Origin of the sequence: Pseudomonas tremae (genome assembly GCF_023278125.1) — a bacterium.
Lineage (GTDB): Bacteria > Pseudomonadota > Gammaproteobacteria > Pseudomonadales > Pseudomonadaceae > Aquipseudomonas > Aquipseudomonas tremae.
On sequence record NZ_CP066270.1, the window covers coordinates 4,996,906 to 5,022,859 of the forward strand.

General features: G+C 59.5%; 22 protein-coding genes. 20 read left to right on the forward strand and 2 right to left on the reverse strand.

The features are described from left to right. Nucleotides 1-244: 244 nt before the first annotated feature. From I9H09_RS22500 to I9H09_RS22525, 6 genes are all read left to right on the forward strand, one after another. Nucleotides 245-2,695: a glycogen/starch/alpha-glucan phosphorylase gene (locus I9H09_RS22500; RefSeq protein WP_005888159.1), complete on the forward strand. Its 2,451-nt coding sequence runs from the start codon at nucleotides 245-247 to the stop codon at nucleotides 2,693-2,695. Between the two features lie 217 nt (nucleotides 2,696-2,912). Next, nucleotides 2,913-5,729: a DUF2339 domain-containing protein gene (locus I9H09_RS22505; protein ID WP_122346537.1), complete on the forward strand. Its 2,817-nt coding sequence runs from the start codon at nucleotides 2,913-2,915 to the stop codon at nucleotides 5,727-5,729. Between the two features lie 25 nt (nucleotides 5,730-5,754). Further along, nucleotides 5,755-7,107 carry a DUF3999 domain-containing protein gene (locus tag I9H09_RS22510; protein ID WP_183142397.1) on the forward strand — a complete coding sequence of 451 codons (1,353 nt, stop codon included), beginning with the start codon at nucleotides 5,755-5,757 and terminating at the stop codon, nucleotides 7,105-7,107. A 133-nt stretch (nucleotides 7,108-7,240) separates the two neighbouring features. After that, nucleotides 7,241-8,251, forward strand: coding sequence for a class 1 fructose-bisphosphatase (locus I9H09_RS22515; RefSeq protein WP_005888153.1), 1,011 nt, complete (start codon nucleotides 7,241-7,243; stop codon nucleotides 8,249-8,251). Between the two features lie 253 nt (nucleotides 8,252-8,504). Continuing rightward, a complete protein-coding gene (gene bamE / locus I9H09_RS22520; RefSeq protein ID WP_002551616.1) occupies nucleotides 8,505-8,759 on the forward strand; it encodes an outer membrane protein assembly factor BamE domain-containing protein in 255 nt (84 codons plus the stop codon). 3 nt (nucleotides 8,760-8,762) lie between these two features. Further along, a complete protein-coding gene (locus I9H09_RS22525) occupies nucleotides 8,763-9,341 on the forward strand; it encodes a lipocalin family protein (protein WP_024690284.1) in 579 nt (192 codons plus the stop codon). A gap of 251 nt (nucleotides 9,342-9,592) precedes the next feature. Here I9H09_RS22525 and I9H09_RS22530 read toward each other — a convergent pair whose 3' ends face one another. Further along, the gene (locus tag I9H09_RS22530; protein ID WP_122346535.1) at nucleotides 9,593-10,957 is read right to left on the reverse strand and encodes a formimidoylglutamate deiminase; all 1,365 of its coding nucleotides are present in this window, start codon (nucleotides 10,955-10,957) and stop codon (nucleotides 9,593-9,595) included. A 187-nt stretch (nucleotides 10,958-11,144) separates the two neighbouring features. On the opposite strand from I9H09_RS22530, the gene hutC reads away from it, so the two are divergent. From hutC to I9H09_RS22560, 6 genes are all read left to right on the forward strand, one after another. Then, nucleotides 11,145-11,855, forward strand: coding sequence for a histidine utilization transcriptional repressor HutC (gene hutC / locus I9H09_RS22535; RefSeq protein ID WP_162010117.1), 711 nt, complete (start codon nucleotides 11,145-11,147; stop codon nucleotides 11,853-11,855). Beyond that, on the forward strand, nucleotides 11,852-12,448 hold the full coding sequence (locus I9H09_RS22540; protein WP_053931641.1) for a HutD/Ves family protein: 597 nt from the start codon (nucleotides 11,852-11,854) through the stop codon (nucleotides 12,446-12,448). Before hutC ends, I9H09_RS22540 begins: the two co-directional genes overlap by 4 nt. 50 nt (nucleotides 12,449-12,498) lie before the next feature. After that, a complete protein-coding gene (gene nhaA / locus I9H09_RS22545) occupies nucleotides 12,499-13,674 on the forward strand; it encodes a Na+/H+ antiporter NhaA (protein WP_054989799.1) in 1,176 nt (391 codons plus the stop codon). Between the two features lie 105 nt (nucleotides 13,675-13,779). Further along, the gene (locus I9H09_RS22550) at nucleotides 13,780-14,313 is read left to right on the forward strand and encodes a DUF3455 domain-containing protein (protein WP_122346534.1); all 534 of its coding nucleotides are present in this window, start codon (nucleotides 13,780-13,782) and stop codon (nucleotides 14,311-14,313) included. Between the two features lie 104 nt (nucleotides 14,314-14,417). Then, entirely contained in the window at nucleotides 14,418-14,984 is a 567-nt protein-coding gene (locus tag I9H09_RS22555; protein ID WP_122346533.1) for a sigma-70 family RNA polymerase sigma factor, read from the forward strand. Then, the gene (locus tag I9H09_RS22560; protein ID WP_053479818.1) at nucleotides 14,981-15,688 is read left to right on the forward strand and encodes an anti-sigma factor; all 708 of its coding nucleotides are present in this window, start codon (nucleotides 14,981-14,983) and stop codon (nucleotides 15,686-15,688) included. Before I9H09_RS22555 ends, I9H09_RS22560 begins: the two co-directional genes overlap by 4 nt. A 14-nt stretch (nucleotides 15,689-15,702) precedes the next feature. Here the strand turns inward: I9H09_RS22560 and epsC are convergent, their stop codons facing one another. After that, complete coding sequence (gene epsC / locus I9H09_RS22565) at nucleotides 15,703-16,656, reverse strand: serine O-acetyltransferase EpsC (RefSeq protein ID WP_005888141.1); 954 nt, start codon at nucleotides 16,654-16,656, stop codon at nucleotides 15,703-15,705. A 198-nt stretch (nucleotides 16,657-16,854) separates the two neighbouring features. On the opposite strand from epsC, the gene I9H09_RS22570 reads away from it, so the two are divergent. The 8 genes from I9H09_RS22570 (at nucleotide 16,855) to I9H09_RS22605 (ending at nucleotide 25,849) form a co-directional block, all read left to right on the forward strand. Beyond that, entirely contained in the window at nucleotides 16,855-17,853 is a 999-nt protein-coding gene (locus I9H09_RS22570) for a D-cysteine desulfhydrase (protein ID WP_122325475.1), read from the forward strand. Between the two features lie 193 nt (nucleotides 17,854-18,046). Further along, complete coding sequence (gene tcyJ / locus I9H09_RS22575) at nucleotides 18,047-18,844, forward strand: cystine ABC transporter substrate-binding protein (RefSeq protein ID WP_054997103.1); 798 nt, start codon at nucleotides 18,047-18,049, stop codon at nucleotides 18,842-18,844. Beyond that, a complete protein-coding gene (gene tcyL, locus I9H09_RS22580; RefSeq protein WP_005888137.1) occupies nucleotides 18,841-19,509 on the forward strand; it encodes a cystine ABC transporter permease in 669 nt (222 codons plus the stop codon). Before tcyJ ends, tcyL begins: the two co-directional genes overlap by 4 nt. Nucleotides 19,510-19,512: 3 nt before the next feature. Then, nucleotides 19,513-20,256: an L-cystine ABC transporter ATP-binding protein TcyN gene (tcyN, locus tag I9H09_RS22585; protein ID WP_122346532.1), complete on the forward strand. Its 744-nt coding sequence runs from the start codon at nucleotides 19,513-19,515 to the stop codon at nucleotides 20,254-20,256. A 574-nt stretch (nucleotides 20,257-20,830) separates the two neighbouring features. Beyond that, a complete protein-coding gene (locus I9H09_RS22590; protein ID WP_122346531.1) occupies nucleotides 20,831-21,559 on the forward strand; it encodes a hypothetical protein in 729 nt (242 codons plus the stop codon). Between the two features lie 528 nt (nucleotides 21,560-22,087). Beyond that, on the forward strand, nucleotides 22,088-23,260 hold the full coding sequence (locus I9H09_RS22595) for an SfnB family sulfur acquisition oxidoreductase (RefSeq protein ID WP_235662912.1): 1,173 nt from the start codon (nucleotides 22,088-22,090) through the stop codon (nucleotides 23,258-23,260). A gap of 25 nt (nucleotides 23,261-23,285) precedes the next feature. Beyond that, nucleotides 23,286-24,491, forward strand: coding sequence for an SfnB family sulfur acquisition oxidoreductase (locus I9H09_RS22600; protein WP_122346530.1), 1,206 nt, complete (start codon nucleotides 23,286-23,288; stop codon nucleotides 24,489-24,491). Next, on the forward strand, nucleotides 24,491-25,849 hold the full coding sequence (locus tag I9H09_RS22605; protein WP_122346529.1) for an LLM class flavin-dependent oxidoreductase: 1,359 nt from the start codon (nucleotides 24,491-24,493) through the stop codon (nucleotides 25,847-25,849). The genes I9H09_RS22600 and I9H09_RS22605 overlap by 1 nt, the downstream gene beginning before the upstream one ends. Nucleotides 25,850-25,954 lie beyond the last annotated feature (105 nt).

A 25,954-nucleotide genomic window follows, 5' to 3' on the forward strand; every position in this document is an offset into this window, starting at 1 on the left:
ATTCTGCCGTGGGGCATCATAAACCCGAAACGAAGAATGAGCATGCTGCACGTCATCGATCGGGATGGAACGATCAATGCAAGCGTTTTGCCAATTTGAACAGTTCGCGAACCAGAGCCGTTAAGCTGGGTCGAAGCGTGAGTCGTAAACCGATTTATTTCTCTTTTTTCAGGAAATAACTGACGACACGCCTACAGTCTAAGAATCCCATATCCCATTCGTCAGACTACTTGAGGTTGTATCGATGTCTCAGGAACCACTTGTTCGTGACGCTGATGTGGCTGCTTTCCGCGCCGCTGTGCTCGCCAAACTCACCTATTCGGTGGGCAAGGACCCCGCCCATGCGTTTGAGCATGACTGGTTCGAAGCTGTCGCTCTCGCGGCTCGCGACCACATGGTCGAACACTGGATGGACCATACGCGACAGATTTATCGCAAGGTCCAGAAGCGCGTTTACTACCTGTCGCTGGAATTTCTCATCGGTCGTCTGCTGTATGACAGCCTGAGCAACCTCGGCCTGCTGGAAGTCGCCCGCGAGGCGCTGACCGAGCTGGGCGTGGACATCGAGCGTATCCGCCTGCTTGAGCCGGATGCAGCGCTGGGCAACGGCGGCCTCGGGCGCCTGGCAGCATGCTTCATGGAAAGCATGTCGACCCTCGGCATCGCCGGCCACGGCTACGGCATTCGTTACGAGCACGGGCTGTTTCGTCAGGGCATCGTCGATGGCTGGCAGCAGGAGCAGACCGAGAACTGGCTGGACTTCGGCAACCCTTGGGAATTCGAACGCCCTGAAGTGGTGTATTCGATCGGCTTCGGCGGCAGTGTCGATACCGTTGTTTCTGAAACCGGCGAGCCGCGCCATGCATGGCGTCCGGGCGAAACGGTGCGAGCCATCGCTTATGACACCCCGGTGGTGGGCTGGCGTGGCAAGAGCGTCAACACGTTGCGTCTGTGGCGCGCGCGCGCCGTAGAAGACCTGCACCTGGAGCGCTTCAACGCCGGCGACCACTTTGGCGCCGTTGCCGAGGTCGTTCGTGCAGAAAGTATCTCCCGCGTGCTTTACCCGAATGACGCCACTGAAGCGGGTCAGGAACTGCGCCTGCGTCAGGAATACTTCTTTGTGTCTGCATCCCTGCAGGATTTGCTGCGCCGCCACCTGAACCAGCACGCCACGCTGACCGATCTGGCCGAGCACGCTGCCATTCAGATGAACGACACGCACCCTTCCATCGCAGTTGCCGAACTGATGCGTCAATTGGTCGACAACCACAACATTCCGTGGGACACCGCCTGGAAAATCACCGTCGGCACCCTCGGCTACACCAACCACACGTTGCTGCCTGAGGCGCTGGAGACCTGGTCTGTCGGTTTGATGGAGCGGATGCTGCCGCGCCACATGCAGATCATCTATCTGATCAACGCGCAGCACATCGATACGCTGCGCGCCAAAGGCGTCGACGATGTCAACGTCCTGCGTGCGGTGTCGTTGATCGAAGAAGACAACGGTCGTCGCGTGCGCATGGGCAACCTCGCCTTCCTCGGTTCGCACAGCGTCAATGGCGTCTCGGCCTTGCACACCCAGTTGATGCGCAAGACTGTGTTCGCCGAACTGCACAAAATCTATCCGGACCGGATCAACAATAAAACCAACGGCATCACCTTCCGCCGCTGGTTGTTCCAGGCTAACCCGAAGCTGACTGAAATGCTGGTCGAGGCGCTGGGCGAAGACATTATGGACAACGCTGAAACCCGCTTGAGAGAGCTGGAGCCGTTCGCCGAAAAGTCGTCGTTCCGCAAGCAGATGGCCGATCAACGCCTGCACAGCAAACGTGCGCTGGCAGCGATCATTCACGAACGACTGGGTATCGCAGTAAACCCTGCAGCGATGTTCGACGTTCAGGTCAAGCGGATCCACGAGTACAAACGTCAGCTGCTGAACCTGTTTCACACCGTGGCGCTGTACCAGGCCATTCGTGCCGAGCCAGGCACGGACTGGGTACCTCGGGTGAAGATCTTTGCAGGCAAGGCGGCAGCCAGCTATCACTCGGCCAAGCTGATCATCAAGCTGACCAACGATATCGCGAGGACCGTGAACAACGATCCTACGGTTCGCGGCTTGCTGAAAGTGGTGTTCATGCCCAACTACAACGTCAGCCTGGCGGAAAGCATCATTCCGGCAGCCGACCTTTCCGAACAGATCTCCACGGCAGGCCTGGAAGCCTCGGGCACCAGTAACATGAAGTTCGGCCTCAATGGCGCACTGACCATCGGCACGCTGGACGGTGCCAACGTGGAAATGAGCGAGCAAGTGGGTCTGGAACACATGTTCATCTTCGGCATGACGTCGCAGCAGGTCGAGGCACGCAAGCGCGCCGGCGATTTCAGCGCTCATGGCGACGTGGCCGCTTCGGGACGTCTGAACGATGTTCTGCAGGCGATACGCGGCGGGGTGTTCTCGCCTGATGACCCGAATCGCTATGTAGGTCTGGTAGATGAGCTGCTGGCGTACGACCGCTTCCTGGTCTGCGCTGACTTCGATTCTTACTGGGCAGCCCAGGCCAAGGTCGAAGAACGCTGGCACGACTCCAAGGAATGGTGGCGCTCGGCGGTGCTCAATACCGCACGCATGGGCTGGTTCTCTTCGGACCGGACCATTCGTGAATACGCCGGAGACATCTGGAAGGCACTGGACTGACCAGCTCGCACACTCACCTGACTCGCGCTACCACGCCCCACAGCGTGGTAACGCGGCTCTATAACGTGGAGCGTCAGCCAAGGCATCCCTACGCTAACGTGAAGAACGAAAGGTGCAGAGACTGGCCGCGTTCTGCATAAAACATTACAAACGATGCCCACCCGCCCCTATATACTGCGCACGATGAACCTTCACACACCGAAAAGGATGTCGTCGCGTGCTTTGGATTTGTCTGCTGGTGGGTGGCGCACTGCTGGGCTACTCGTTGAGTTACGACGAGTGGGCAGGCGCTTTGATTGGCGCGATCATGGGCATGGCGATGTGGGCCGGTATCCGTGTGCGCGTGCTGGGCAGGCAATCTGCTGACCATTTGCAACAACTCCTCGAAACCCGAAAATCCCTCGACTCCGTTCAGCAACGCCTGAGCGCGCTTGAACGCAAGCCTGCGTCCATCGTACCGCCTGCTCAGGACAGCGCGCCGCTACCAGCCGACGCTGTGATTCTCAACGCGCCAACCCAAGGGCCAGAGCTGATCTGGGACCTGCCTGACGAAGCACTGCAAGTCGACACTCCAATCCCTCACATAAAACCGGCCATTCCACCACGCCAGCCGTCTGCACCGGCCAGCCCCAACCTGCTCGACAGCGCCATTGGCCGCGCCAGGGACTGGTTGTTGGGCGGCAATACGGTACTGCGGGTCGGCGTCGTGGTGCTATCCCTCGGCCTGGCTTTTCTGCTGCGTTATGCCACCGAAGGGGTGGTCGTGCCGATTGAAGCGCGTTACGCCGGCGTCGCGCTGAGTGCGCTGGCATTGCTGGGGCTGGGCTGGTGGCTGCGCTTGCGCAACGGTCCTTACGCGCTGATGTTGCAAGGTGCAGGCATTGGCGTCTTGTACCTGACCATTTTTGCCGCGATGAAACTGCACGCTTTGCTGGACCCCACCCTCGGCTTTGCGCTGCTGGTCGCGATCACCTGTTTCTCGGCCGTCCTGGCGTTGACCCAGAACTCGCTGCCCCTGGCCTGCGCTGGTGCGCTCGGCGGTTTTGCGGCGCCGATTCTGGCCTCTACCGGACAAGGCAGCCATGTTTCGCTGTTCAGCTATTTCGCTCTGCTCAACGCCGGCATTTTTGCCATCGCCTGGTTCAAGGCTTGGCGCATCCTCAACCTGATCGGCTTTTTCGGCACCTTCGGTATCGGCTTCGCCTGGGGCATGAAGGCTTACACGCCCGAACTGTTCTGGAGCACCGAACCGTTCCTGATTCTGTTTTTCCTGATGTATCTGGCCATCGGCCTGTTGTTCGCCCGGCAAAAACTGCTGCAGCTCACCCACGCGGCCCAGGATGAAACCCGAGCAGCCATGCTGCGCTGGTCTGCCCGCCAGGGCGACTACGTCGATGGCACGCTGCTGTTCGGTACCCCCATCGCAGGCTTTGGACTGCAATACGCGCTGGTCGAGCATATGGAGTTTGGCGCAGCCTTCAGTGCGCTGGCGCTGGGCCTGATCTACATGGGGCTGGCACGCTGGCTGGCAGGGCACACTTCGGGACGCACCGTATTGCTGATGGAAACCTGTCTGGCTCTTGGCGTGGTGTTTGCCACCCTGGCGATCCCGCTGGGCCTTGGTTCACAGTGGACAACCAGCGCCTGGGCTGTGGAAGGCGCGGCGATTTTGTGGCTGGGCCTGCGTCAGCAACGCAGGCTGGCACAGGCGTTCGGCCTGCTGCTGCAAGTGGGCGCAAGCGCGATTCTGTTCAGCGGCGGCACCGACAGCTCGGCACAGGCTTTCGCCAACGATTACTGGACGCCGATGGTTCTGGCGGTTGCAGCGATGGTCAGTGCATGGTGCGTGTTCCGCTTCAATTCGCTGGCACTCATGAGCCCGGTCCGCGCACGGAAATTACTGATCATCTGGGGCGCGTTCTGGTGGCTGGTTTCGCTGGCCAGCGCTGCGGTTCTGCATGTGCAAGCGTCCTATCTGGCCTCCGCATTCCTGATAGCTATTGCACTCAGTGTGGCGCTTTGGGCATCACTTGCCCTGAGCTTGCGCTGGCCGGACCTGGCCACGCTATCCAGCGCATTGACGCCCTTCAGCGCTTTGGTACTGATGATCTCGATAAACCTGCGAAACAATCCGGCAGGCAACCTGGGCTGGCTGGCCTGGCTGGCGGTGTTCGCTGTGCATCTGCTGACCTTGCGCTACGTGTCGGACCTGCTGTCCATTCTTGCAAAACGCGTTGCTCACACCGTGGGCTGTCTGCTGATCATCAGTGTGCTGGCGCTGGAGCTGCGTTTCGGCCTGCTGCAGCTGTCCGAGAACTACAACGCCTGGCGCTGGCTGGGCTGGGCGATTCTGCCCAGCCTGTTCCTGCTGGCGATGAGCTCCAGGCGTCAATGGCCGTGGCCAGTAGCAGCCTGCCCTGAGGCTTATCACCTTGGGGCCGCTGCGCCACTGGCAGCGTTGATGCTGGCGTGGTTCTGGCTGGCCAACATCTTCAGCGACGGCGCGGCCGATCCGCTGCCCTATGTACCGCTGCTCAATCCACTCGAAGTCGGCCTGCTGCTGTCTCTGGCGGGGGTATGCCTGTGGATGCGCGACCATATGGCGCACAGGCGCACCCTGCTGGTGGCAGGTGCCTCATTGTTTGCACTGGTCACGGCCATGGTCATGCGCACAGCCCATCACTGGGCTGATGTGCCGTGGTACACCGAGGCGCTGTTCGAGTCGATGCGCGTTCAGGCTGGCCTGTCGATCGTCTGGACGTTGATGGCGCTGGCCTTGATGATCGGTGGCCACATGCGATCCAGACGCGAAATATGGCTGGGCGGTGCCGCGTTGATCGGGGTGGTAGTGATCAAATTGTTCTTCGTCGAACTGGGCAATCGCGGCGGCATGGAGCGCATCGTCTCGTTTATCGGTGTTGGCATTCTGCTACTGGTGGTGGGATATTTCGCACCATTACCGCCGAAATCACCTGTCAAAGAAACTGTCGAAGACCCTGGCACCGGCCCGATCGCCGCGCCTGAAACTCCGTGAGGAACTGTTCTTGAGTCATCCTGCCATGAAAATCGCCGTGTTTGGCCTGGCATTGTGCGCGTCGATCACCGCCAATGCTCAGGACAAGCCAGCGGACTTTGCCAGCCAGACCCCGCTGAGTCTGAGTGGCGAAGGACCTTGGTACCGCCTTGAGTTGCCGTTGGGCGTCCAGCTGAATGCCCGACAGACTGACCTGGGCGACCTGCGCGTGTTCAACGCCGAAGGCCAGCCACAGGCGTATGCAATCACGCCGCGACAACCTGCGCGCGAGGAGGAACCGGCGCCGATCCCGGTCAAATGGTTCGCGCTCTACAGCACCCAGGAATCAGGCGACGCAGCGCCCGTCATCCGCATCGAACGCTCAAGCAGTGGCAGCGTGATCGAGGTCCAGCCACAAAGCGATATCGAGGCTGGCGAAGAAGTGCTGCGCGGCTGGTTGCTGGACACTAGCGCAATCAAGGCGCCACTGGAGCAGTTGATCATCGACTGGAGCACCGAGCGCGAAGGCTTTCAGAACTTCAGCATCGAGGCCAGCGACGACCTGCAACACTGGCGAGACTGGGGCGAAGGACAAATTGCACGGTTGTCGTTTGCCGATGAAGTGGTCGAGCAACGAGAAGTCGGCCTGCCCGGCCAGAGCGCCCGCTACCTGCGGCTGCTGTGGCGCGCACCTCACAGCGCGCCGCTGTTGATCTCCGCGCACCTGCTGAGCGCCAGCAGCGACATGCCGACACCGCCGTTGACATGGTCGCCACCGGTTAAAGGCTCTGTTGAAAGCCCCAACGAATACGTCTGGCAATTGCCGGCCGGCCTGCCGATAGGAAGGGTAAAAGTCGATATAACCCAGCCCAACAGCCTTGCACCGGCGATTCTGTATGGCCGGACAGACTCTAAGCAGCCGTGGCAACCCATCAGCAGCGGCCTGCTGTATCGCTTGTCGCAAAACAACAGCGACGTGCTGCAGGACCAACTGCAATTGCCCGGACGCGTCGTTCAGCAGCTCAAGCTGGTGGTCGATGACCGAGGCGGCGGTCTGGGGAACGAGGCGCCGCAGTTGAGCGTCGCAGTGCCTGCCACTGAGGTAGTGTTTCTGGCACGCGGCAATGGGCCGTTCACGCTGGCGGTCGGCAACTCGACGGCCAAGGCGGCAAACCTGTCGCTGGCGACGCTGATCCCCGATTACAGTGCGGCAAAACTCGCGTCCCTCGGTACCGCGAAACCCGCCACTGCGAGCATCGCCAACATGGCTGCCGCACCGGTGCAGGTGGCACCACAGGGGACCGACTTCAAACGCCTGGGGCTCTGGGCAGTATTGCTTCTGGGGGTGCTGTTTCTGGGCTGGATGGCCTTCAGCACCCTGCGCACCTCAAAACGTTGAAACACGCGGGCTGTCGGGCACGGTTCGCCCGGCATATGAACTGAAACAGTCATAAGCCAGTCTCATAGCAGTATTAAGTCACCACTCGCGTTAAACTGCGCGGGTTTTCATACCCCTATTTTCGGAGCTATCCATGTCCCGCGTCACACTAAGTCGTTACTTGATTGAGCAGACCCGCAGTAACAACACCCCTGCCGATCTGCGCTTCCTGATCGAAGTTGTGGCGCGCGCATGCAAGGAAATCAGCCATGCAGTCTCCAAGGGCGCGCTGGGCGGCGTTCTGGGCAGCATGGGCACCGAAAACGTACAGGGTGAAGTGCAGAAAAAACTCGACGTGATCTCCAACGAGATCCTGCTCGAAGCCAACGAATGGGGCGGTCACCTGGCCGGCATGGCGTCCGAAGAAATGGACAACGCCTACCAGATCCCCGGCAAATACCCTAAAGGTGCCTACCTGCTGGTTTTCGACCCGCTGGACGGCTCGTCGAACATCGACATCAACGCGCCGGTCGGGACTATCTTTTCGGTGCTGCGCTGCCCGAACCAGTACCTGAGCCAGAACGAACCGCTGAATGAGAAGGCGTTCCTGCAGCCAGGCACCGAGCAGGTGGCAGCCGGTTACGCAATCTATGGCCCGCAGACCATGCTGGTGCTGACCTTGGGTGACGGCGTGAAAGGCTTCACGCTTGACCGTGAAATGGGCAGCTTCGTGCTTACCCACGAAGACATCCGGATCCCGGAATCCACTCAGGAATTCGCGATCAACATGTCCAACCAGCGTCACTGGGAAGCTCCGGTACAGCGCTACGTGAACGAGCTGTTGGCCGGTGAAGACGGCCCCCTGAAAAAGAATTACAACATGCGCTGGGTTGCCGCGATGGTGGGCGACGTGCATCGCATCCTGACCCGTGGCGGTCTGTTCATGTACCCGCGTGACAGCCGCGAACCGTCCAAGCCAGGCAAGCTGCGCCTGATGTACGAAGCCAACCCGATGTCTTTCCTGGTCGAGCAGGCTGGTGGCGCGTCTACCGATGGTCATCAGCGTATTCTCGACATCCAGCCCGATGGCCTGCATCAGCGCGTCGCGGTTTACCTGGGTTCCAAGGAAGAAGTGGAACGCGCAACGGCCTATCACAAAGAGTAAGACCGCTTTCTGATGCCACACTGGCGATTCGACCCGAGCGAATCGCCAGCGCGCATATAGCTGCGCAAAACGGCCAATCGAGAACCTTATCCACACCCGTCTACAGCCCTATCTGCCGACCTGCGGCACAAATCCTTTCCCCCTGCGGGAACCAGATCCCCTTTTTCTCTTCTAAGCTTGCGGTAATGCGCCAGCGCCAGACTGCATCGGCCTGCACTGCGACGCGACCCCCTTCCGTTCAGGAGCTACATCCATGTCCTTGCGCACTGTCGCGTTACTCTCGTTCTGCGTCTTTCTGGCTGCCTGCAGCAAGATCACCCAGGAAAACTATTCGAAAATTTCCGCTGGCATGCCCAAGGCACAGGTCGAGTCCTTGCTGGGCAGCCCGACCGAGTGTTCCGGTGCGCTGGGGATGTCCAGCTGTACCTGGGGCGATCAAAACACCTTTATCAGCGTGCAGTACGCAGCGGACAAGGTTGTACTGTTCTCGGGTCAAGGTCTCAAATAACACATGATCAAGTTATTGGTACGTTTTGGAATTTGTGTCATGGCCAGCTTTCTGGCCATCGGTTTTGCCCACTCGGCTGACAACCTTGAGCCGAAGACGGTTGATAACGTCGACCTCAAGCAGTATCAGGGCACCTGGTATGAAATCGCGCGGCTGCCGATGTTTTTCCAGCGTAAATGCGCGCAGTCAGAGGCGCTTTACACGCTCAAGGACGACGGGAATATTGCGGTAACCAACCGCTGCCGCACCCTTGAAGGCAAGTGGGAAGAAGCCACCGGCACCGCCTCGCCGCAGGTTCCGGGCAAGACCGACAAACTGTGGGTTGTGTTCGATAACTGGTTCTCGCGGTTGCTGCCTGGCGTTGCCAAGGGCGATTACTGGATTCTGGACGTCAGCGAAGGCTATCGCACCGCCGTGGTCGGCAATCCGGATCGCAAGTACCTGTGGTTGCTGTCGCGAACGCCTGTGGTTTCTCAGGCAGACAAAGAGAACATGCTGAGCAAGGCTCGCCAGCAGGGTTACGACACCTCCCGCCTGATCTGGCGCGAGGATGACTCGAAGATCGGCAAGGGCGAGAAGTAAGGGGGCTTACGTCGTGCAGCGTCACGCAAGGCCTTCCCACGCGGAATGAGGAACGATAGGTGTCTGGACTCGATCGTTAGGAACGAGAACCGGCTGGCAACACCATCGTGCCCACGCTCCAGCACTCATCGTTATACACAAGTCCGCTCTTGATTCTGGCCGAAGGCCGTGGGAGTGAAAAGGGCACTACTAGGGTGCCCGCGCTCCAGCGTGGGCACACCGGTTCTGGACGCTCTGCGTCCGATCTTGCATCAGCCCAGCAACTCCCTCAATACCTGTGCAAACTCGCGGTTGCTCTGCTCTTCGGCTGCGTGTCGTCCTTCGCGTATGACCCAGCGGCCATTCACAGCCACGTCGCGAATCTGCCGATCGCTGCCAGCGAATAGCCAGCGGTTGAGGATCGCGTCGCCGGAGGCTGTCTCGATGTATGGGTCTTTGCCATCCAGCACCAGCCAGTCGGCACGATGCCCTGCTTGCAGTTTGCCAGTCTGCTGACCCAGCGCCTGCGCGCCACCGGCGAGTGCAGCGTCGTACAGTGTGCGACCGACCATCGGCTGATCACTGCGATGCAGCCGGTTGCGACGCTGGTCGCGCAGCCGCTGCCCGTACTCCAGCCAGCGCAGTTCCTCGACCACGCTGAGCGAGACGTGGCTGTCCGAGCCAACGCCCCAACGCCCACCCTGCGCGATGTAATCCACCGCCGGAAATATCCCGTCGCCGAGGTTGGCCTCAGTGGTCAGACACAGTCCTGCCACGGCACCGCTCTGCGCCATCAACTGCACCTCGCGCGCATCGGCGTGGGTCGCATGGACCAGGCACCAACGGTTATCCACAGGGGTGTTTTCATACAACCACTGCAGCGGACGCCGACCGCTCCAGCTCAGGCAGTCATCGACTTCCTTCTGTTGCTCGGCAATATGAATATGCACCGGACACTGCGGGTCGCTGGCGGCAAGCACTTCGCTGATCTGCTGTGGGGTGACTGCGCGCAGCGAGTGGAAACACAGGCCGAGCTGTTGCGCCGGCTGGGCCGCCAGAACAGCTCGCAGACGAGCCTGCAAATCCAGATAGCTGTCAGTGCTGTGGATAAACCGGCGTTGCCCTTCGTTCGGCGCCAGCCCGCCAAACCCGGAGTGGCTGTAAAGCACCGGCAGCAGCGTCAGGCCGATGCCCGCCGAGCTTGCCGCCTGGCTGATCTGCACGGCCAGTTCGCCAGGATCAGCGTAAGGCAGACCACTGACGTCATGATGCACATAATGAAATTCCGCCACCGAGGTGTAACCGCCCTTGAGCATCTCGATGTACAGCTGACGAGCGATGACGCCCAATTGCGCGGGACTTATACGCCCGACCATGCGGTACATCAGATCGCGCCAGGTCCAGAAACTGTCGTTGGGGTTGCCCGCCACTTCGGCCAGACCGGCCATTGCCCGCTGAAACGCATGAGAATGCAGGTTCGGCATGCCGGGCAACAGTGGACCACCGATGAGTTCGGCACCCTGCCGGTGCGCACTGGCTTCGACACGGGTCAATACGCCCTCCTGGCTGACCTCCAGGCGTACATCGCTGGCCCAGCCGTCGGGAAGTAGCGCACGCTCGGCAAAGAAGGCTGACATTGACTTGGCACCTCATCACGGTAATTTGTATATACATATACAGACGTTCCAGCGAGTGGTAAACCGCTCGCACGCTTGCCGTGTACCGGGTTAATGGTTAGCGTTGGCGCTTTGCTGTATTTGAATCATCTCGAACAAGGACTCATCCGTGTCGACTCCGCCCGCCGCTTCTCCCCTGGCTGCCCAGATGGGCGAAAGTCCCGCACCCTTGTACGCCCGCGTCAAACACATGATCGCGCTGCAGATTCAAAACGGCACCTGGCCGCCGCATCACCGCGTGCCTTCGGAAAGCGAGTTGGTGACGCAACTGGGTTTCAGCCGCATGACCATCAACCGCGCGTTGCGCGAGCTGACCGCCGAAGGCCTGCTGGTGCGCATGCAAGGCGTCGGCACTTTTGTCGCTGAGCCAAAGAGCCAGTCTGCGCTGTTCGAAGTGCATAACATCGCCGACGAGATCGCCGCGCGCGGTCATCGCCATACCTGCAAGGTCATGGTGCTCAAAGAGGAAGCCGCAGGCTCCGAGCGCGCTCTGGCGCTGGATATGCGTGAAGGCCAAAAGGTGTTTCATTCGCTGATAGTGCATTTCGAGAACGACATTCCCGTGCAGATCGAAGACCGCTTCGTAAATGCTCAGGTAGCACCGGACTACCTCAAGCAGGACTTTACCCTGCAGACGCCCTACGCCTATCTATCTCAGGTCGCCCCGCTGACCGAAGGCGAGCACGTGGTCGAAGCGATTCTCGCCGAAGCCGCCGAGTGCCAACTGTTGCAGATCGAGGCTGGCGAGCCCTGCCTGCTGATTCGCCGCCGCACTTGGTCAGGTCGCCAGCCGGTCACGGCGGCGCGCCTGATACACCCAGGTTCCCGTCATCGCCTTGAAGGACGCTTTACCAAATGAGCCAGACTCGACTCCTGCGCGCTGCCGATTACCCGCGCATGCCTTGGAAGAACGGTGGCGGCAGCACTGAAGAAATCGCCCGCGATGCAGGTCATGATCTGGACGGTTTCGGTTGGCGCCTGTCGATTGCCGACATCGAGACCTCCGGGGGCTTCTCGGTGTTCGCCGGCTACCAACGGATCATTACCGTCTTGCAGGGCGCAGGCATGACGCTGACGGTAGATGGCATGACGAGTCGCGCGCTGTTGCCATCCGACCCATTTGCCTTCAGCGGCGACAGTCAAGTCAGCTGCACCCTGCTGGATGGCCCGATTCGCGACTTCAACCTCATCTATGCGCCACACCGGTATACTGCGCGCCTGCACTGGATCGATGTGCGCCAACCGCAACGGCTGTTCAGTTCGGCCAGCACGTTCGTGCTGTTCAGCATGGCCGCGCAAGTGGCGATCAGCGTCGACAGTCAGCCATGGGAAGTCCTCGGCAAACATGATTGTGCGCTTGTGGATAACCCTGGCGGCTTGCTGGAAATAGAGCTGCAATCTCCTCGCGTCAGTCGCTGCTGCCTGATCGAGCTCAGTGCCACGGGCCAGTAACCGCACGCCTGCCACCACAATAAAAACAGCTTCTCGTTTCAAGGACGACCATGAATCAGGCTCCACATCGGGAAACACCACGCGCCATCGCCATTCTTGCCCGCTTTCTGGCTTCTGAATCAGCAGGCGGCATCGTCCTGATGATGGCTGCGCTGGCGGCACTGATCGTTGCCAACTCAGCGCTTTCCGCCAGTTATTTCTCGATACTGCACAGCGTCTGGCTGGGCCTGTCGGTCGAGCTGTGGATCAACGACGGGCTGATGGCGATTTTCTTCCTGATGGTCGGCCTGGAGATCAAGCGCGAAGTGCTGGCCGGTGGCCTGTCGACCTGGGGACAGCGCGCCCTGCCCGGCTTTGCAGCGGCAGGCGGCATGCTGGTACCTGCACTGATCTACATCGCGATCAACTGGGGCAACCCGCAGACCCTCAGCGGCTGGGCCATTCCGGCGGCAACCGACATCGCCTTCGCGCTTGGTGTGCTTTCGCTGCTGGGCAATCGAGTGCCCACATCACTGAAAGTCTTTCTGGCTGCGCTGGCTATCCTCGACGACTTGGGGGCGGTTACCATCATTGCGTTCTTTTACAGCTCCGGCCTGAACCTGCCGATGCTCGCTGCCGCATTCGCGACCCTAGCTGTACTGATCGTACTGAACCGCCTGCATGTCCGTCGCCTGTTGCCCTATCTGCTGCTCGGCGCATTGCTGTGGTTTTTTGTCCTGCAATCAGGCGTGCATGCCACGCTGGCCGGTGTCGCGCTGGCGCTGTGCATCCCGATGGGCAAACCCGAGGAAGAGGCGCGCTCGCCGCTGTTGTTCCTTGAAGAAAAAATGCATTACTGGGTGGCCTTTGCGGTAGTGCCTGTATTCGGCTTTGCCAATGCTGGGGTGTCACTGGCCGGTATCACCCTTGAAAACCTTATAGATCCAGTGCCGCTGGGTGTTGCGCTGGGGCTGTTCGCGGGCAAGCAGATCGGTGTTTTCCTTGCCGCACTACTGGCGATTCGTGCCGGGCTGGCGACCTTGCCGGAAGGCAGCAACTGGGTGCAGTTGTACGGCGTGGCGATCCTGTGCGGCATCGGCTTCACCATGAGCCTGTTCATCGGCAACCTGGCATTCCCTGGTTCACAGCACCTGATCGACGAGGTGAAAGTCGGCGTGCTGATCGGCTCGGGGCTCGCGGCCATTGCCGGAATACTGCTGTTGCGAAGCCGTTTCAGCCGGCATTGAAAAAATATTTTCAAATCACTGCATCCAGATGGATTTCTCGCGGGTAGTACATTCAGCAGCCACTTCGAGTTGCTGAGCGCGGTTAAACAATCTGGAGATTTCTGCATGAACGCAAAACGCTTGCTCTGCCTTGCCGGTACTACCTTGGCCTTCACCTGCCTGTCATCCGTGGCCCTGGCTCAGACCGACCTTCCGGAAAGCGTGCGCGTGCCGGCTGGCAACAAAGTCGGCATGCAAACCACAGGTGTTGGCGAAATCACCTACGAGTGCCGCGCCAAAGCCAACATGCCTAGCGAAATGGAGTGGGCGTTCGTCGGCCCCAAAGCAGTGCTCAACGACAAGGGCGGCAAACAGATCGGTACTTACTACGGCCCGCCTGCCACCTGGGAAGCCAAAGACGGCTCCAAAGTGACCGGCACCCAGGTGGCCGTAGCACCATCCAGCGCTGGCAACCTGCCGTATCAACTGGTCAAGGCCAACCCGGCTGAAGGCAAAGGCGCAATGACTGGCGTGACTTACATCCAGCGTGTAGCCCTGAAAGGCGGCGTTGCCCCGGCCAAAGCCTGCGCCGAGAGCAACAAGGGTGCGAAGGAAGTGGTCAAGTATCAAGCCGACTACCTGTTCTGGACCGCGAGCTGATCGCGGCCATTAGCCGGGTGACCGCGCAGAGGTTGAGCTATGCTGCTGCGCGGGAGCCTCGTGATCTCAACGAGGCAGTAGTCTTCCATTGATGGCGGATCATCTTGTCCTCGCACGAATCTCTCTTTGATTACGAAGCCACGTTGCAGGCCTGCGCTCGCGGTGAGAAACAGGCCTTGCAGCGTCTCTATCAACAGGAAAGCGCCCGATTGCTCGGCGTCGTCCAGCGGCTGGTACGTGACAGCGCTCTGGCCGAGGACATCGTGCACGACGCCTTTCTGAAAATCTGGACCCGCGCTGCCAGTTTCGATGTTTCCCGTGGCTCGGCGCGTGGCTGGATATTCAGCGTGACCCGGCATCTGGCACTCAATACGCTGCGCAACACCGCCCGCGAGGTACGTATCGAGGAAGACGGCAGCGAAGATCATCATGAACAGGCGACCCTGGAAGGCTGGCAGGAAGCCGGGGATGCTTTTGACTGGCGGGTCAATCCAGGACGGATTACTTCATGCATGGAGCAATTGGAGCCGGTAAGACGAAACTGTGTTTTTCATGCTTACGTAGACGGCTATTCGCATCAGGAAATCGCGCAGAAAATCGGCGCGCCATTGGGTACGGTCAAAGCCTGGATCAAGCGCAGCCTGACGGCTTTGCGGGAGTGCATGGGATGACCCGGCCTTTAGACGACAACATTCATGACTTGGCTGGCGAGTACGTGCTCGGCACCCTGTCGGCGCAGGATCGGCTCGACGTGCAGCGTCGCCTGTCCCGCGAGCCAGACCTGCAAGCGGCCATCGATGCCTGGGAGCAACGCTTGTTGCCCCTGACGGAACTGGCCGAGCCCGTTACGCCATCGCCCGGTCTGTGGCACCGAATCGAACGCAACCTGCTGGAGATCACCGCGCCCGCCAGTGTTTCGCCAAGACCGCGCGTGCGCTGGTGGGACAACCTGTCGGTCTGGCGCGGGCTGGCTGGGGCCGGGCTGGCGGCATCGCTGGTATTGGGCATGACCCTGCTGACCCGCGCCCCGGCGCAGACTTCCTACCTTGTGGTTCTGGTCGGGCCGCAGGACAGGTCGCCCGGCTGGGTAGTGCAGGCCAGTAATTCGCAGGAAATCCAGCTTATTCCGCTGGGCGTGGTCGAGGTTCCGGCTGACAAGGCACTGGAGTTCTGGACCAAAGGCGACGACTGGCAAGGCCCGGTTTCTCTGGGGCTGGTAAAACCGGGGCAAAGCCTGAACATTGCGCTGGATAAACTGCCGCCGCTGCAGCCCAATCAGTTGTTCGAGCTGACGCTGGAAACATCCTCCGGCTCGCCTATCGGGAAACCCACCGGCCCGATTCAGTTCATCGGGCGGGCGGTGAAAGTCATCTGAGCTTCACGCAGGCATCACTTTTTCGAGCAGTCGTCCTGTTGCAGCAGGTTGGCCTGAGTCAGGTTGCAGTCTGCCGGCACGCTGCGGGTCAGCCAGACATTGCCGCCGATGGTCGAGCCTTTGCCAATCGTGATGCGCCCCAGAATGGTCGCCCCGGCGTAAATAACCACGTCATCTTCGACGATCGGGTGCCGTGCGTGGCCTTTCTGCAACTGACCATCCTCGTCCGCAGGGAAACGCTTGGCGCCCAGCGTCACGGCCTGATATATCCGCACTCGCTCACCGATAATGGCAGTTTCGCCAATGACCACACCCGTCCCGTGATCAATGAAGAAGCTCGGGCCGATCTGCGCGCCGGGGTGAATATCGATACCGGTCGCCGAATGGGCGATTTCCGAGCTGATGCGCGCCAGCAGCGGCAGGCCAGCCCGGTACAGGTGGTGAGCCAGGCGATGATGAATCACAGCAAGTACGCCCGGATAGCACAGCAGAACTTCATCCACACTGCGCGCCGCCGGGTCGCCGTGGTAGGCAGCCAGCACGTCAGTGTCCAGTAACAGGCGGATGCCCGGCAGTGCCGTGGCGAAATCCTGAATCAACCTGAGCGCATGAGCATCGATGTTCTTGAGGTCGCCACCCTGTTGATGGGCCACATAGCGCAATTCCAGCCGGGCCTGAGCCAGCAGCGCATTGAGTGCCACGTCCAGCGTGTGGCCAACATAGAAGTCCTCGCTCTCTTCGCGCAGGTCTACCGGCCCAAGCCGCATCGGAAACAGTGCGCCACTCAACGCCTCGAGAATGTCGCCCATGGCCGCACGAGAAGGCAGCTCACGCCCGCCGTGCTCGCCGCTCACTCGCCTGTTGCGCGCCCGCCAGTCTTCCCGCGCACCGCGCAACTGGCTGACGATCCGTTGCAACTGCCAATGGCTGGAACGGCCGTCGGCGGAGGCTTCTGGAATATCACTCACGCTGATCTCTCCTTGACACATTAGGGTGTCGACCGACAGTGACGGCCGCTGATGCCTTCACTCTACGGCAAACATTCGAACGCAAAGAACAACAATTTCCACAGGAACAGGCTGACGAGATGATAAACACAGAGAAGTTGCCGTGTAGGAAACGTCTGCCTATAGTCCGGTGACTCTTTACACGGCTTATCTATCACCATGATCAAACATCAGCTCGCCCGCTTCAATCGTCTCGACCTGATCAGTGCGCCGACGGCTCTGGAGAAGCTCGAACGCCTGTCCGCCTGGGCAGACCGCGATATCTACATCAAACGTGATGACACCACGACCCTGGCACTGGGCGGCAACAAGGCTCGCAAGCTAGAATACCTGGCTGCCGATGCCCTGGCCCAGGGCGCCGATACGCTGATCACCGCCGGTGCGATCCAGTCCAACCATGTGCGTCAGACCGCAGCGCTGGCAGCGCGGCTGGGCATGGGCTGCGTAGCCCTGCTGGAAAACCCCATCGGCAGCGAAGACCCCAACTACCTGAGCAACGGCAACCGCCTGCTGCTGGAGCTGTTCGATGCTCGGGTAGAGCTGGTCGAAAACCTCGATAGCGCGGATGAACAGCTGCACGCACTGGCTGCACGCCTGCGCTCCAGTGGCAGAAATCCCTATCTGGTCCCCATCGGCGGCTCTAGTCCGATAGGCACTTTGGGCTACGTGCGCGCCGGTTTGGAGCTGGCCGAGCAGATCAAGCAGACCGGCATTGAGTTCGCTGCAGTTGTGCTGGCCTCCGGCAGCGCGGGTACACATAGCGGTCTGGCGCTGGCGCTGGCCCATGAACTGCCGCAACTGCCGGTCATCGGCGTCACCGTGTCGCGCAGTGAAGAGGACCAGTTGCCCAAGGTACAGAGCCTGGCCGAACGCACCGCCGAATTGCTCGGCATCGCGCTGCCGGAAACATTCAAGGTCGAGCTGTGGGACGAGTATTTCGCCCCCCGTTACGGCGAACCGAACGCAGGCACGCTGTCTGCGATCAAACTGGTGGCCAGCCATGAGGGTGTCTTGCTTGACCCGGTCTACACCGGCAAGGCGATGTCCGGCATGCTGGACGGCATAGGGCGGCAGCGTTTCAATGACGGCCCGCTGATATTCCTGCACACCGGAGGCGCACCCGCGTTGTTTGCCTACCCTGATGCCTTCAGCAATTGACCGAGGTCTTTATTCCGTTTTTTGGCGGACTGTGCATTTTTAGTTATTTTTATTCATAAGAAGATGGCTATATAGTCGCGCCCGGAACATCGGTGTGACGTAACTGCTTGAAAAAAAACCAAACCCTCAGCACCAAGTCGCTTCAGTCGGGTCAGAAAATAGCCAGACACTTTCGTATCAACAAGGGGCTCGCATGAACATTTCCGCTATTCGTCGTACGTTTCTTTTCTCCGCACTGGGCCTGATGCTTGGTACCGGTATCGCCGGGCAAGCCATGGCTGGCGAGCAACTGCAGAAAATCAAGGATAGCGGCACTCTGAATGTGGGCCTTGAAGGCACTTATCCGCCGTTCAGCTTCGTGGATGAAAACGGCAAACTCACTGGCTTCGAAGTAGAGTTTTCCGAAGCGCTGGCCAAGGAACTAGGCGTGAAGGCCAAGATCCAGCCGTCCAAATGGGATGGCATTCTCGCTGCACTGGACTCCAAGCGTCTGGACGTGGTGATCAACCAGGTCACCATCTCCGACGAGCGCAAGAAAAAGTACGATTTCTCCGAGCCTTACACCATTTCCGGCATTCAGGCGCTGGTTCTGAAGAAGAATGCAGACGCCATCAAGTCCGCTGACGACCTGAAGGGCAAAAAGGTCGGCGTAGGCCTGGGCACCAACTACGAGCAGTGGCTCAAGGAGAACGTGCCGGGCGCCATCGTCAGGACTTACGATGATGACCCAACAAAAATTCAGGACCTGAGCGTAGGCCGTATCGACGTGATTCTCGTTGACCGTCTGGCGGCCCTAGAAATGGCAACCAAGACCAAAAACAAACTCGTGCCTGCCGGCGTTGCCTTTTCCCGCCAGGAATCCGGTATTGCCATGCGCAAAGGCGAGCCTGAGCTGCAGGCTGCAATCGACAAGGCGATCGACAAACTGCGTGCCGACGGCACACTGGAAAAACTGTCGAAAAAGTATTTCAACGCTGACGTCACACAATGATCGAAGAGAGCCTTCAGCTCGCGCTGGACTCCGCGCCCTTCCTGCTGAAGGGCGCGTACTACACAGTATTCCTCAGCCTGGGCGGTATGTTCTTCGGGTTAGTGCTGGGCTTCGGCCTGGCGCTGATGCGCCTGTCGCGTTTCAAGCCGGTGAACTGGCTGGCGCGCATCTACGTATCGTTCTTTCGCGGCACGCCGTTGCTGGTGCAGTTGTTCCTGATCTACTACGGCTTGCCGGAGTTGGGCATCGAGCTTGACCCGTTGACCGCAGCGCTGATCGGCTTTTCGCTGAACATGGCCGCCTACGCCTGCGAAATTCTCCGCTCGGCCATAGGCTCCATAGAGCGCGGCCAGTGGGAAGCCGCAGCGAGTATCGGCATGACCCGCTGGCAAACCCTGCGCCGGGCAATTCTGCCGCAAGCAGCACGTACCGCTTTGCCACCACTGGGCAACAGCTTTATATCGCTGGTCAAGGACACGGCTCTGGCGGCCACTATTCAGGTGCCCGAGTTGTTCCGCCAGGCTCAGTTGATCACCGCACGTACCTTCGAAATTTTCACCATGTACCTGGCCGCAGCACTGATCTACTGGATCCTTGCCACTGCGCTTTCGTACCTGCAAAACAGGCTGGAAGCGAGGGTCAACCGGCATGATCTGGAGTCCTGACGCATGATCGTGGTTGAAAAACTCACCAAGGACTTCAACGGTAACCAAGTCCTCAAGGGCATCGATCTGCGCATCGAAGCAGGCGAGGTCGTGGCGATCATCGGCCCCAGCGGCTCGGGCAAGACCACCCTGTTGCGCTGCCTGAATCTTCTGGAAACGCCTACTGGCGGCAGGATCAAGGTCGGCGACATCGAAATCGATGGCGCGCGTTCGGTGGGCCAGCAGCAAGGGTTGATCCGTCAACTGCGCCAGCAGGTCGGGTTCGTGTTTCAGAACTTCAACCTGTTTCCGCATCGCACTGCGCTGGAGAACGTCATCGAAGGCCCGGTGGTGGTCAAGAAGATCCCTCTGGCGACGGCAGAAGCACTGGGTCGCCAATTGCTGGCCAAGGTCGGCCTGACCGGCAAGGAAGATGCTTACCCGCGCAGACTCTCGGGCGGGCAGCAGCAACGTGTGGCGATCGCCAGAGCGCTGGCGATGGAGCCGCAGGTCATTCTGTTCGACGAACCGACTTCGGCGCTGGACCCTGAGCTGGTCGGCGAGGTGCTGACCACCATCCGCGCCCTGGCCGAAGAGAACCGCACTATGGTGATCGTCACTCATGAAATGAGCTTCGCGAGGGATGTCGCCAATCGGGTGATCTTCATCGACAAAGGTGTAATCGTCGAACAGGGCGAAGCCAAGGCGCTGTTTGCGAACCCCAGGGAAGAACGCACCAGGCAGTTTCTTGAGCGCACGCGATCCTGATAAAGCCGCTACACACCCTCCGAAAGCAGCGTCCGTCCCGGCGCTGCTTTTTTCTTACATTTCAGAAAGGTTTAATCGTTCAGGATCCTTGCTGAATTCCCGCCTTATTTTCCGAAAATTCATCGAAATAATAAAACCTGAAAGCGTCAGCCTCCGCGCCTGACGCGCGCCCCTGTGATCAACGACGATGACCTGTTTACAGCCCATCCCTCCCGGTCGTAACGGCATCTTTCGTGTGCATGCATAACTGATACTTTGTGGTAGGACAGTTGTTTGCCAGTGGGTAAACACTTCCAAATACCGCGTGTAGGAAGTGTCCGTTTTTCAAGTAAAAAGTCGTTAAACATCTTTCGTATATTGACAAGTGCTCGCAAAGAACATTAGCTCACCTCAATGAGGCATTTGATCAACCACTCAAGTTTCAAGTGAAACTTTCCCTCCAATTGTAATGTTTGCCATGACTTGGTTATTTAAGGTACTTATCGCTCCGCCCGAACCGGGCTTTATATTACTTGACCATGACAACTTATGACGATTCTTTACTTGAATTACTGATTATCAGGAGCACCTCAACATGAGCCACACTACTTGCACTACCGCACGCCCAGGGCTCCAGCCCCCTTCTGTACCGCAGGCCAGCCGACACGGCATCGGCGTGAGGATCGCGTCTCAACTCATGGTTCACGTTGCCCCCTACGACAACATGGATAAGGGGGACCTTATCGAACTGTTCTGGGATGGCTGTTACGTGGCGTCAACGATTTTAGAGCCATCCGACATCGACAAAGCCATCGCCCTACGTGTGCCCGAAAGCTTTCTTCAGAACGGCAAGGCGAGGACCTACTACCGGGTCATGAAAATAGGCGGGACACCCGTCACCTCGCCGTGCCGCAAGCTCTGGGTCAAGCTGAACGCACCTGGCGGACAACTGATCGGTGCCAGCAGCGAAGAAAATCAGGGGCTGGCGCCGCTCCATGTCGCGCCATCGGTCATACGCCGCGGACTGTCCCGCAGGCACCTTGAAGGCGGTTTGCCGATGGTCATCGAGCCGTACCTGAACATGGCCGTTCACGACGAGATCACTGTGCGCTGGGGCGATCTGCGCATGGATCTGCCGCCCCTCACCACAGAGGATATCGGAGAATCCGTCGACTTGATCGTGCCACCCACGCTGATCATGGAGGGCGGCGGCGAACAACAAGTGGACGTGACTTACTGCATTATCGACCGGGTAGGAAACAACTCGTTGTGGGCGCTGGCCCGGGTCATTAACGTTCAGCCTCTGGGTGAATTGACGCATTGACAAAGGGCCGTCGAACAGCAACAGGTTGTATGCCAACAGTCGTTTAACGGTCCTCCCGCTAACGAGGAAAACCACACACCACAATCAGTTCGCGTTGATTAATACAAGCGTCCCTTACACCCGGTGTGCCTACGTGCGTTGTTACTCACATCAACCACTTCATCCTGTTCACTGCCGTCGTTATGGCGCCATGTGCAGTGTGTTCAGCGCAAAGTGAATGCCGGGACGTCGCTATCAGCTGGCGATAGCTGTCTATGCTTATTCCAAAAAGCATGTTTTAAAAAGCCTTATACACGCTTAGGGTATATGCACCGGACCACCGGACATCGTGATTTTTTCCCAGCCGCTTTCGCAGCGGTCTATTTTTACGAGGTTCCGATGGTCCCTTTCACAACTACCCCTGTGGATAAACCAAGGGCTGGTTCGATTGCCGGTGAGCGACGCGAGTCTGATCCCGCTAACGTAACTGCCCACACCGTCAACGCTCCACAAGAGCCAGACGTTGCTCCCCGACTGTTACCCGCCACGGTGTTGCACAACGATGCCGAGGCTATTGCAGCCGCTCATGAACTGGCAGCAGCTGCACGCCTTACTGCTGCGAGCCGCGATCAGCAACGCGCTTTGCCGTGGGCTGAAATAGAACAATTCACCCGCAGCGGGCTCGGCAGTATTTCAATTCCACGCGCCTATGGCGGCCCCGAGGTCTCGTTTGTCACGGTGGCGGAAGTGTTCAGAATCATCTCCACTGTCGACCCGGCGCTGGGGCAGATCCCGCAAAATCAGTTCGGCATTCTGCACCTGCTGCAGAACAGCGCCACTGAACAGCAGAAACGCACCCTGTTCCAGAGCGTGCTGGAAGGCTGGCGTATCGGCAATGCGGGGCCTGAACGTGGCACCAAAAACACCCTTGAACTCAAGGCGCGGATCACAACTGAAGGCGACCGCCTGAGCATCACAGGTCAGAAGTTCTACTCCACCGGCGCATTGTTTGCGCACTGGGTGGCGGTCAAAGCGCTTGATGACCAGGGCCGGCAGATCATGGCGTTCGTCAAACGCGGTTCGCCGGGTCTGAGTATCGTCGACGACTGGTCAGGCTTCGGGCAACGCACCACAGCGAGCGGCACGGTGCTGCTCGACAACGTGCCGGTGGATGCCGAACAGGTGATAGACAACTGGCGTCTGGGACTGACACCCAATATTCAGGGCGCCGTGTCGCAACTCATTCAGGCGGCAATCGATGCTGGTATTGCCCGGGGCGCAATCGATGATGCGATCGCCTTTGTTCGCGAGAAATCCCGTCCGTGGATCGATGCCAGAGTAGAGCGTGCCAGCGACGACCTGTACGTGATCGCCGATATCGGCAAGCTGAAGCTTGATTTGCATGCCGCCGAAGCCCTGTTGCGTAAAGCCGGACAGGAGCTGGACGAAATAAATGCCAGCCCCATAGACGAGCAATCGGCAGCCCGCGCGTCGATTGCCGTGGCGCGCGCCAAGGTGCTGACCACCGAGATCTCACTGCTGGCCAGCGAAAAGCTCTTCGAACTGGCAGGCAGCCGCGCGACTCTCGCCGAGTTCAATCTTGACCGCCACTGGCGCAACGCGCGCGTCCACACCCTGCACGACCCGGTGCGCTGGAAATACCACGCAGTTGGCACCTGGCATTTGAACGGCACCCTGCCCGCTCGCCATTCCTGGATCTGAACCAGACCACTGGAGAACACTCTTCATGAGCTTCAATACTCAAGCGCGTGACAACGCTGCGCTGATTACCAGTGACGCTCAGGCTTTGCGCGTGGCGAGCGAGCTGGCACTAATTTTCGAAGCCGAAAGCGCCCGACGCGACCGCGAGCGCCGTTTGCCCCATGCTGAACTCGACGTTTACAGCCAGTCCGGGCTGTGGGGCATCAGCGTGCCGAAAGCGTTTGGCGGCGCGGGTGTTTCAAACGTGACGTTGGCCAAGGTGATCCAGCTGATTTCCGAAGCCGATGGCTCGCTGGGACAGATTCCGCAAAACCATTTTTATGCGCTCGAAGTGCTGCGCGTGAACGGCAGTGCGCAACAGCAGGCAAGGCTGTACGCAGAAGCGCTGGCCGGTCGACGCTTTGGCAACGCACTGGCTGAACTGGGAACCAGGACGGCACACGACCGCACCACACGCCTTACACGCGATGGCGATGGTTATCGCATCAACGGGCGCAAGTTTTATGCAACCGGCGCGCTGTATGCCCAACGCATTCCCACCTCGGTGATCGACGACAATGGCGCGCAGCAACTGGTGTTCGTAGCGCACGACAGCGAGGGGCTGAAGGTTATCGATGACTGGAGCGGCTTCGGCCAGCGCACTACCGGCAGCGGTTCAGTGGTATTCGACAACGTGTATGTCAGCGCCGACGACGTGGTGCCATTCCAGAGCGCTTTCGAGCGCCCCACGACAGTAGGCCCGCTGGCGCAGATTCTTCACGCAGCCATCGACACCGGTATAGCTCGCGCAGCGTTCGAGGACGCACTGACGTTCGTTCGCACACGCACCCGACCGTGGATCGATTCGGGTATCGAAAAGGCCGTAGACGATCCGCTGACCCTGCACAGCTTCGGCAGGCTCGGCATTCGCCTGCATGCAGCTGAAGCGTTGCTGGAACGGGCCGGAGAATTCCTGGACATCGCACAGGCCGAGAGCAACGCCGAGAATGTGGCGGCGGCCTCGATAGCCGTGGCCGAGGCACGCGCCATCAGCACGGAGATTTCCCTGGCGGCTGGCAGCACACTTTTCGAACTGGCCGGCAGCCAGTCCACCCTGGCGGAACACGGCCTTGATCGCCACTGGCGCAACGCCCGCGTACACACGCTGCACGACCCGGTGCGCTGGAAGTTTCACGCCATCGGCAATTACTACCTCAATGACACGCCTCCCCCATTGCGGGGGACGATCTGATGGCGCGCAAGAAGATCCTTTTCAATGCGTTCAACATGAACTGTATCGGCCACATCAATCATGGCCTGTGGACGCATCCGCGTGACACCTCCACGCAATTCAACAGCCTGGAATACTGGACCGACCTGGCGAAACTGCTGGAACGTGGCTTGTTCGACGGGTTGTTCATCGCCGATATCGTGGGGGTGTACGACGTCTATCAGAACTCGGTGGACGTCACGCTCAAGGAAGCCATTCAGTTACCGGTCAATGATCCGCTGCTGCTGGTGTCTGCAATGGCCGGGGTGACGAAACACCTGGGCTTCGGCCTGACCGCCAACCTGACCTACGACGCGCCGTACCTGTTCGCCAGGCGCATGTCGACGCTGGACCACCTGAGCCGTGGTCGGGTGGGCTGGAATATTGTCACCGGTTATCTCGACAGCGCGGCGCGGGCAATGGGCCTGAGCGAGCAGAACGAGCACGACCGGCGCTACGACCAGGCCGATGAATACCTGGAGGTGCTGTACAAGCTCTGGGAGGGCAGTTGGGAGGACGACGCGGTCATCAACGACACGCAGCAGCGCGTCTACGCCCAGCCGGGCAAGGTTCACAAGGTTCGGCACCAGGGCGAGTTCTATCAGGTCGAGGGATATCACCTCTGCGAACCGTCACCGCAACGCACGCCGGTGCTGTTTCAGGCGGGCAGTTCCGAGCGCGGCCTTCAGTTTGCCGGGCAGAACGCCGAGTGCGTGTTCATCAGCGGCCAGAACAAGACGGCGACCCGCGAGCAAGTGAACAAGGTGCGCGCCAGCGCGGTACAGGCCGGGCGCAACCCGGAGGACATCAAGGTATTCATGGGCCTGAACGTGATTGTTGCGGCGACCGAGGCGCTGGCCCGCGAGAAGCACGCTGAATACCGCCGTTATGCCAGCGCAGAAGCGGGGGTGGCGCATTTCGCGGCATCGACCGGTATTGATTTCGCCGAATACGAGCTGGACGAACCCATTCAGTACGTGAAGAACAATGCCATCCAGTCCGCGACCAAAAACCTCCAGAACAACGACTGGACCCGCCAGAAATTGCTCGACCAGCACGCGCTGGGTGGCCGCTACATCACCTTGATCGGCTCGCCCGAACAGGTCGCCGACGAGCTGGAATCGTGGATCGAGGAAACCGGCCTGGATGGCTTCAACCTGACCCGAATCGTCACCCCGGAAAGCTATGAGGATTTCATCGATCTGGTCATCCCGGAACTGCAACGCCGCGGGTCATACAAGACTGCTTATCAGGACGGCACCTTGCGTAAAAAACTGTTTCCGGAAGGTACTGATCGTTTACCGGAACGGCATGCGGGGGCGGCACATAGACATATTTGATGATGACATGCGCTCCCACGCTGGTTACACACAGCTCCCACAAAGCTCCATATTCAAGGAACCCCAGGACTTTGTGTAGAACGCAGGAACAAGAATCTCTTAAAG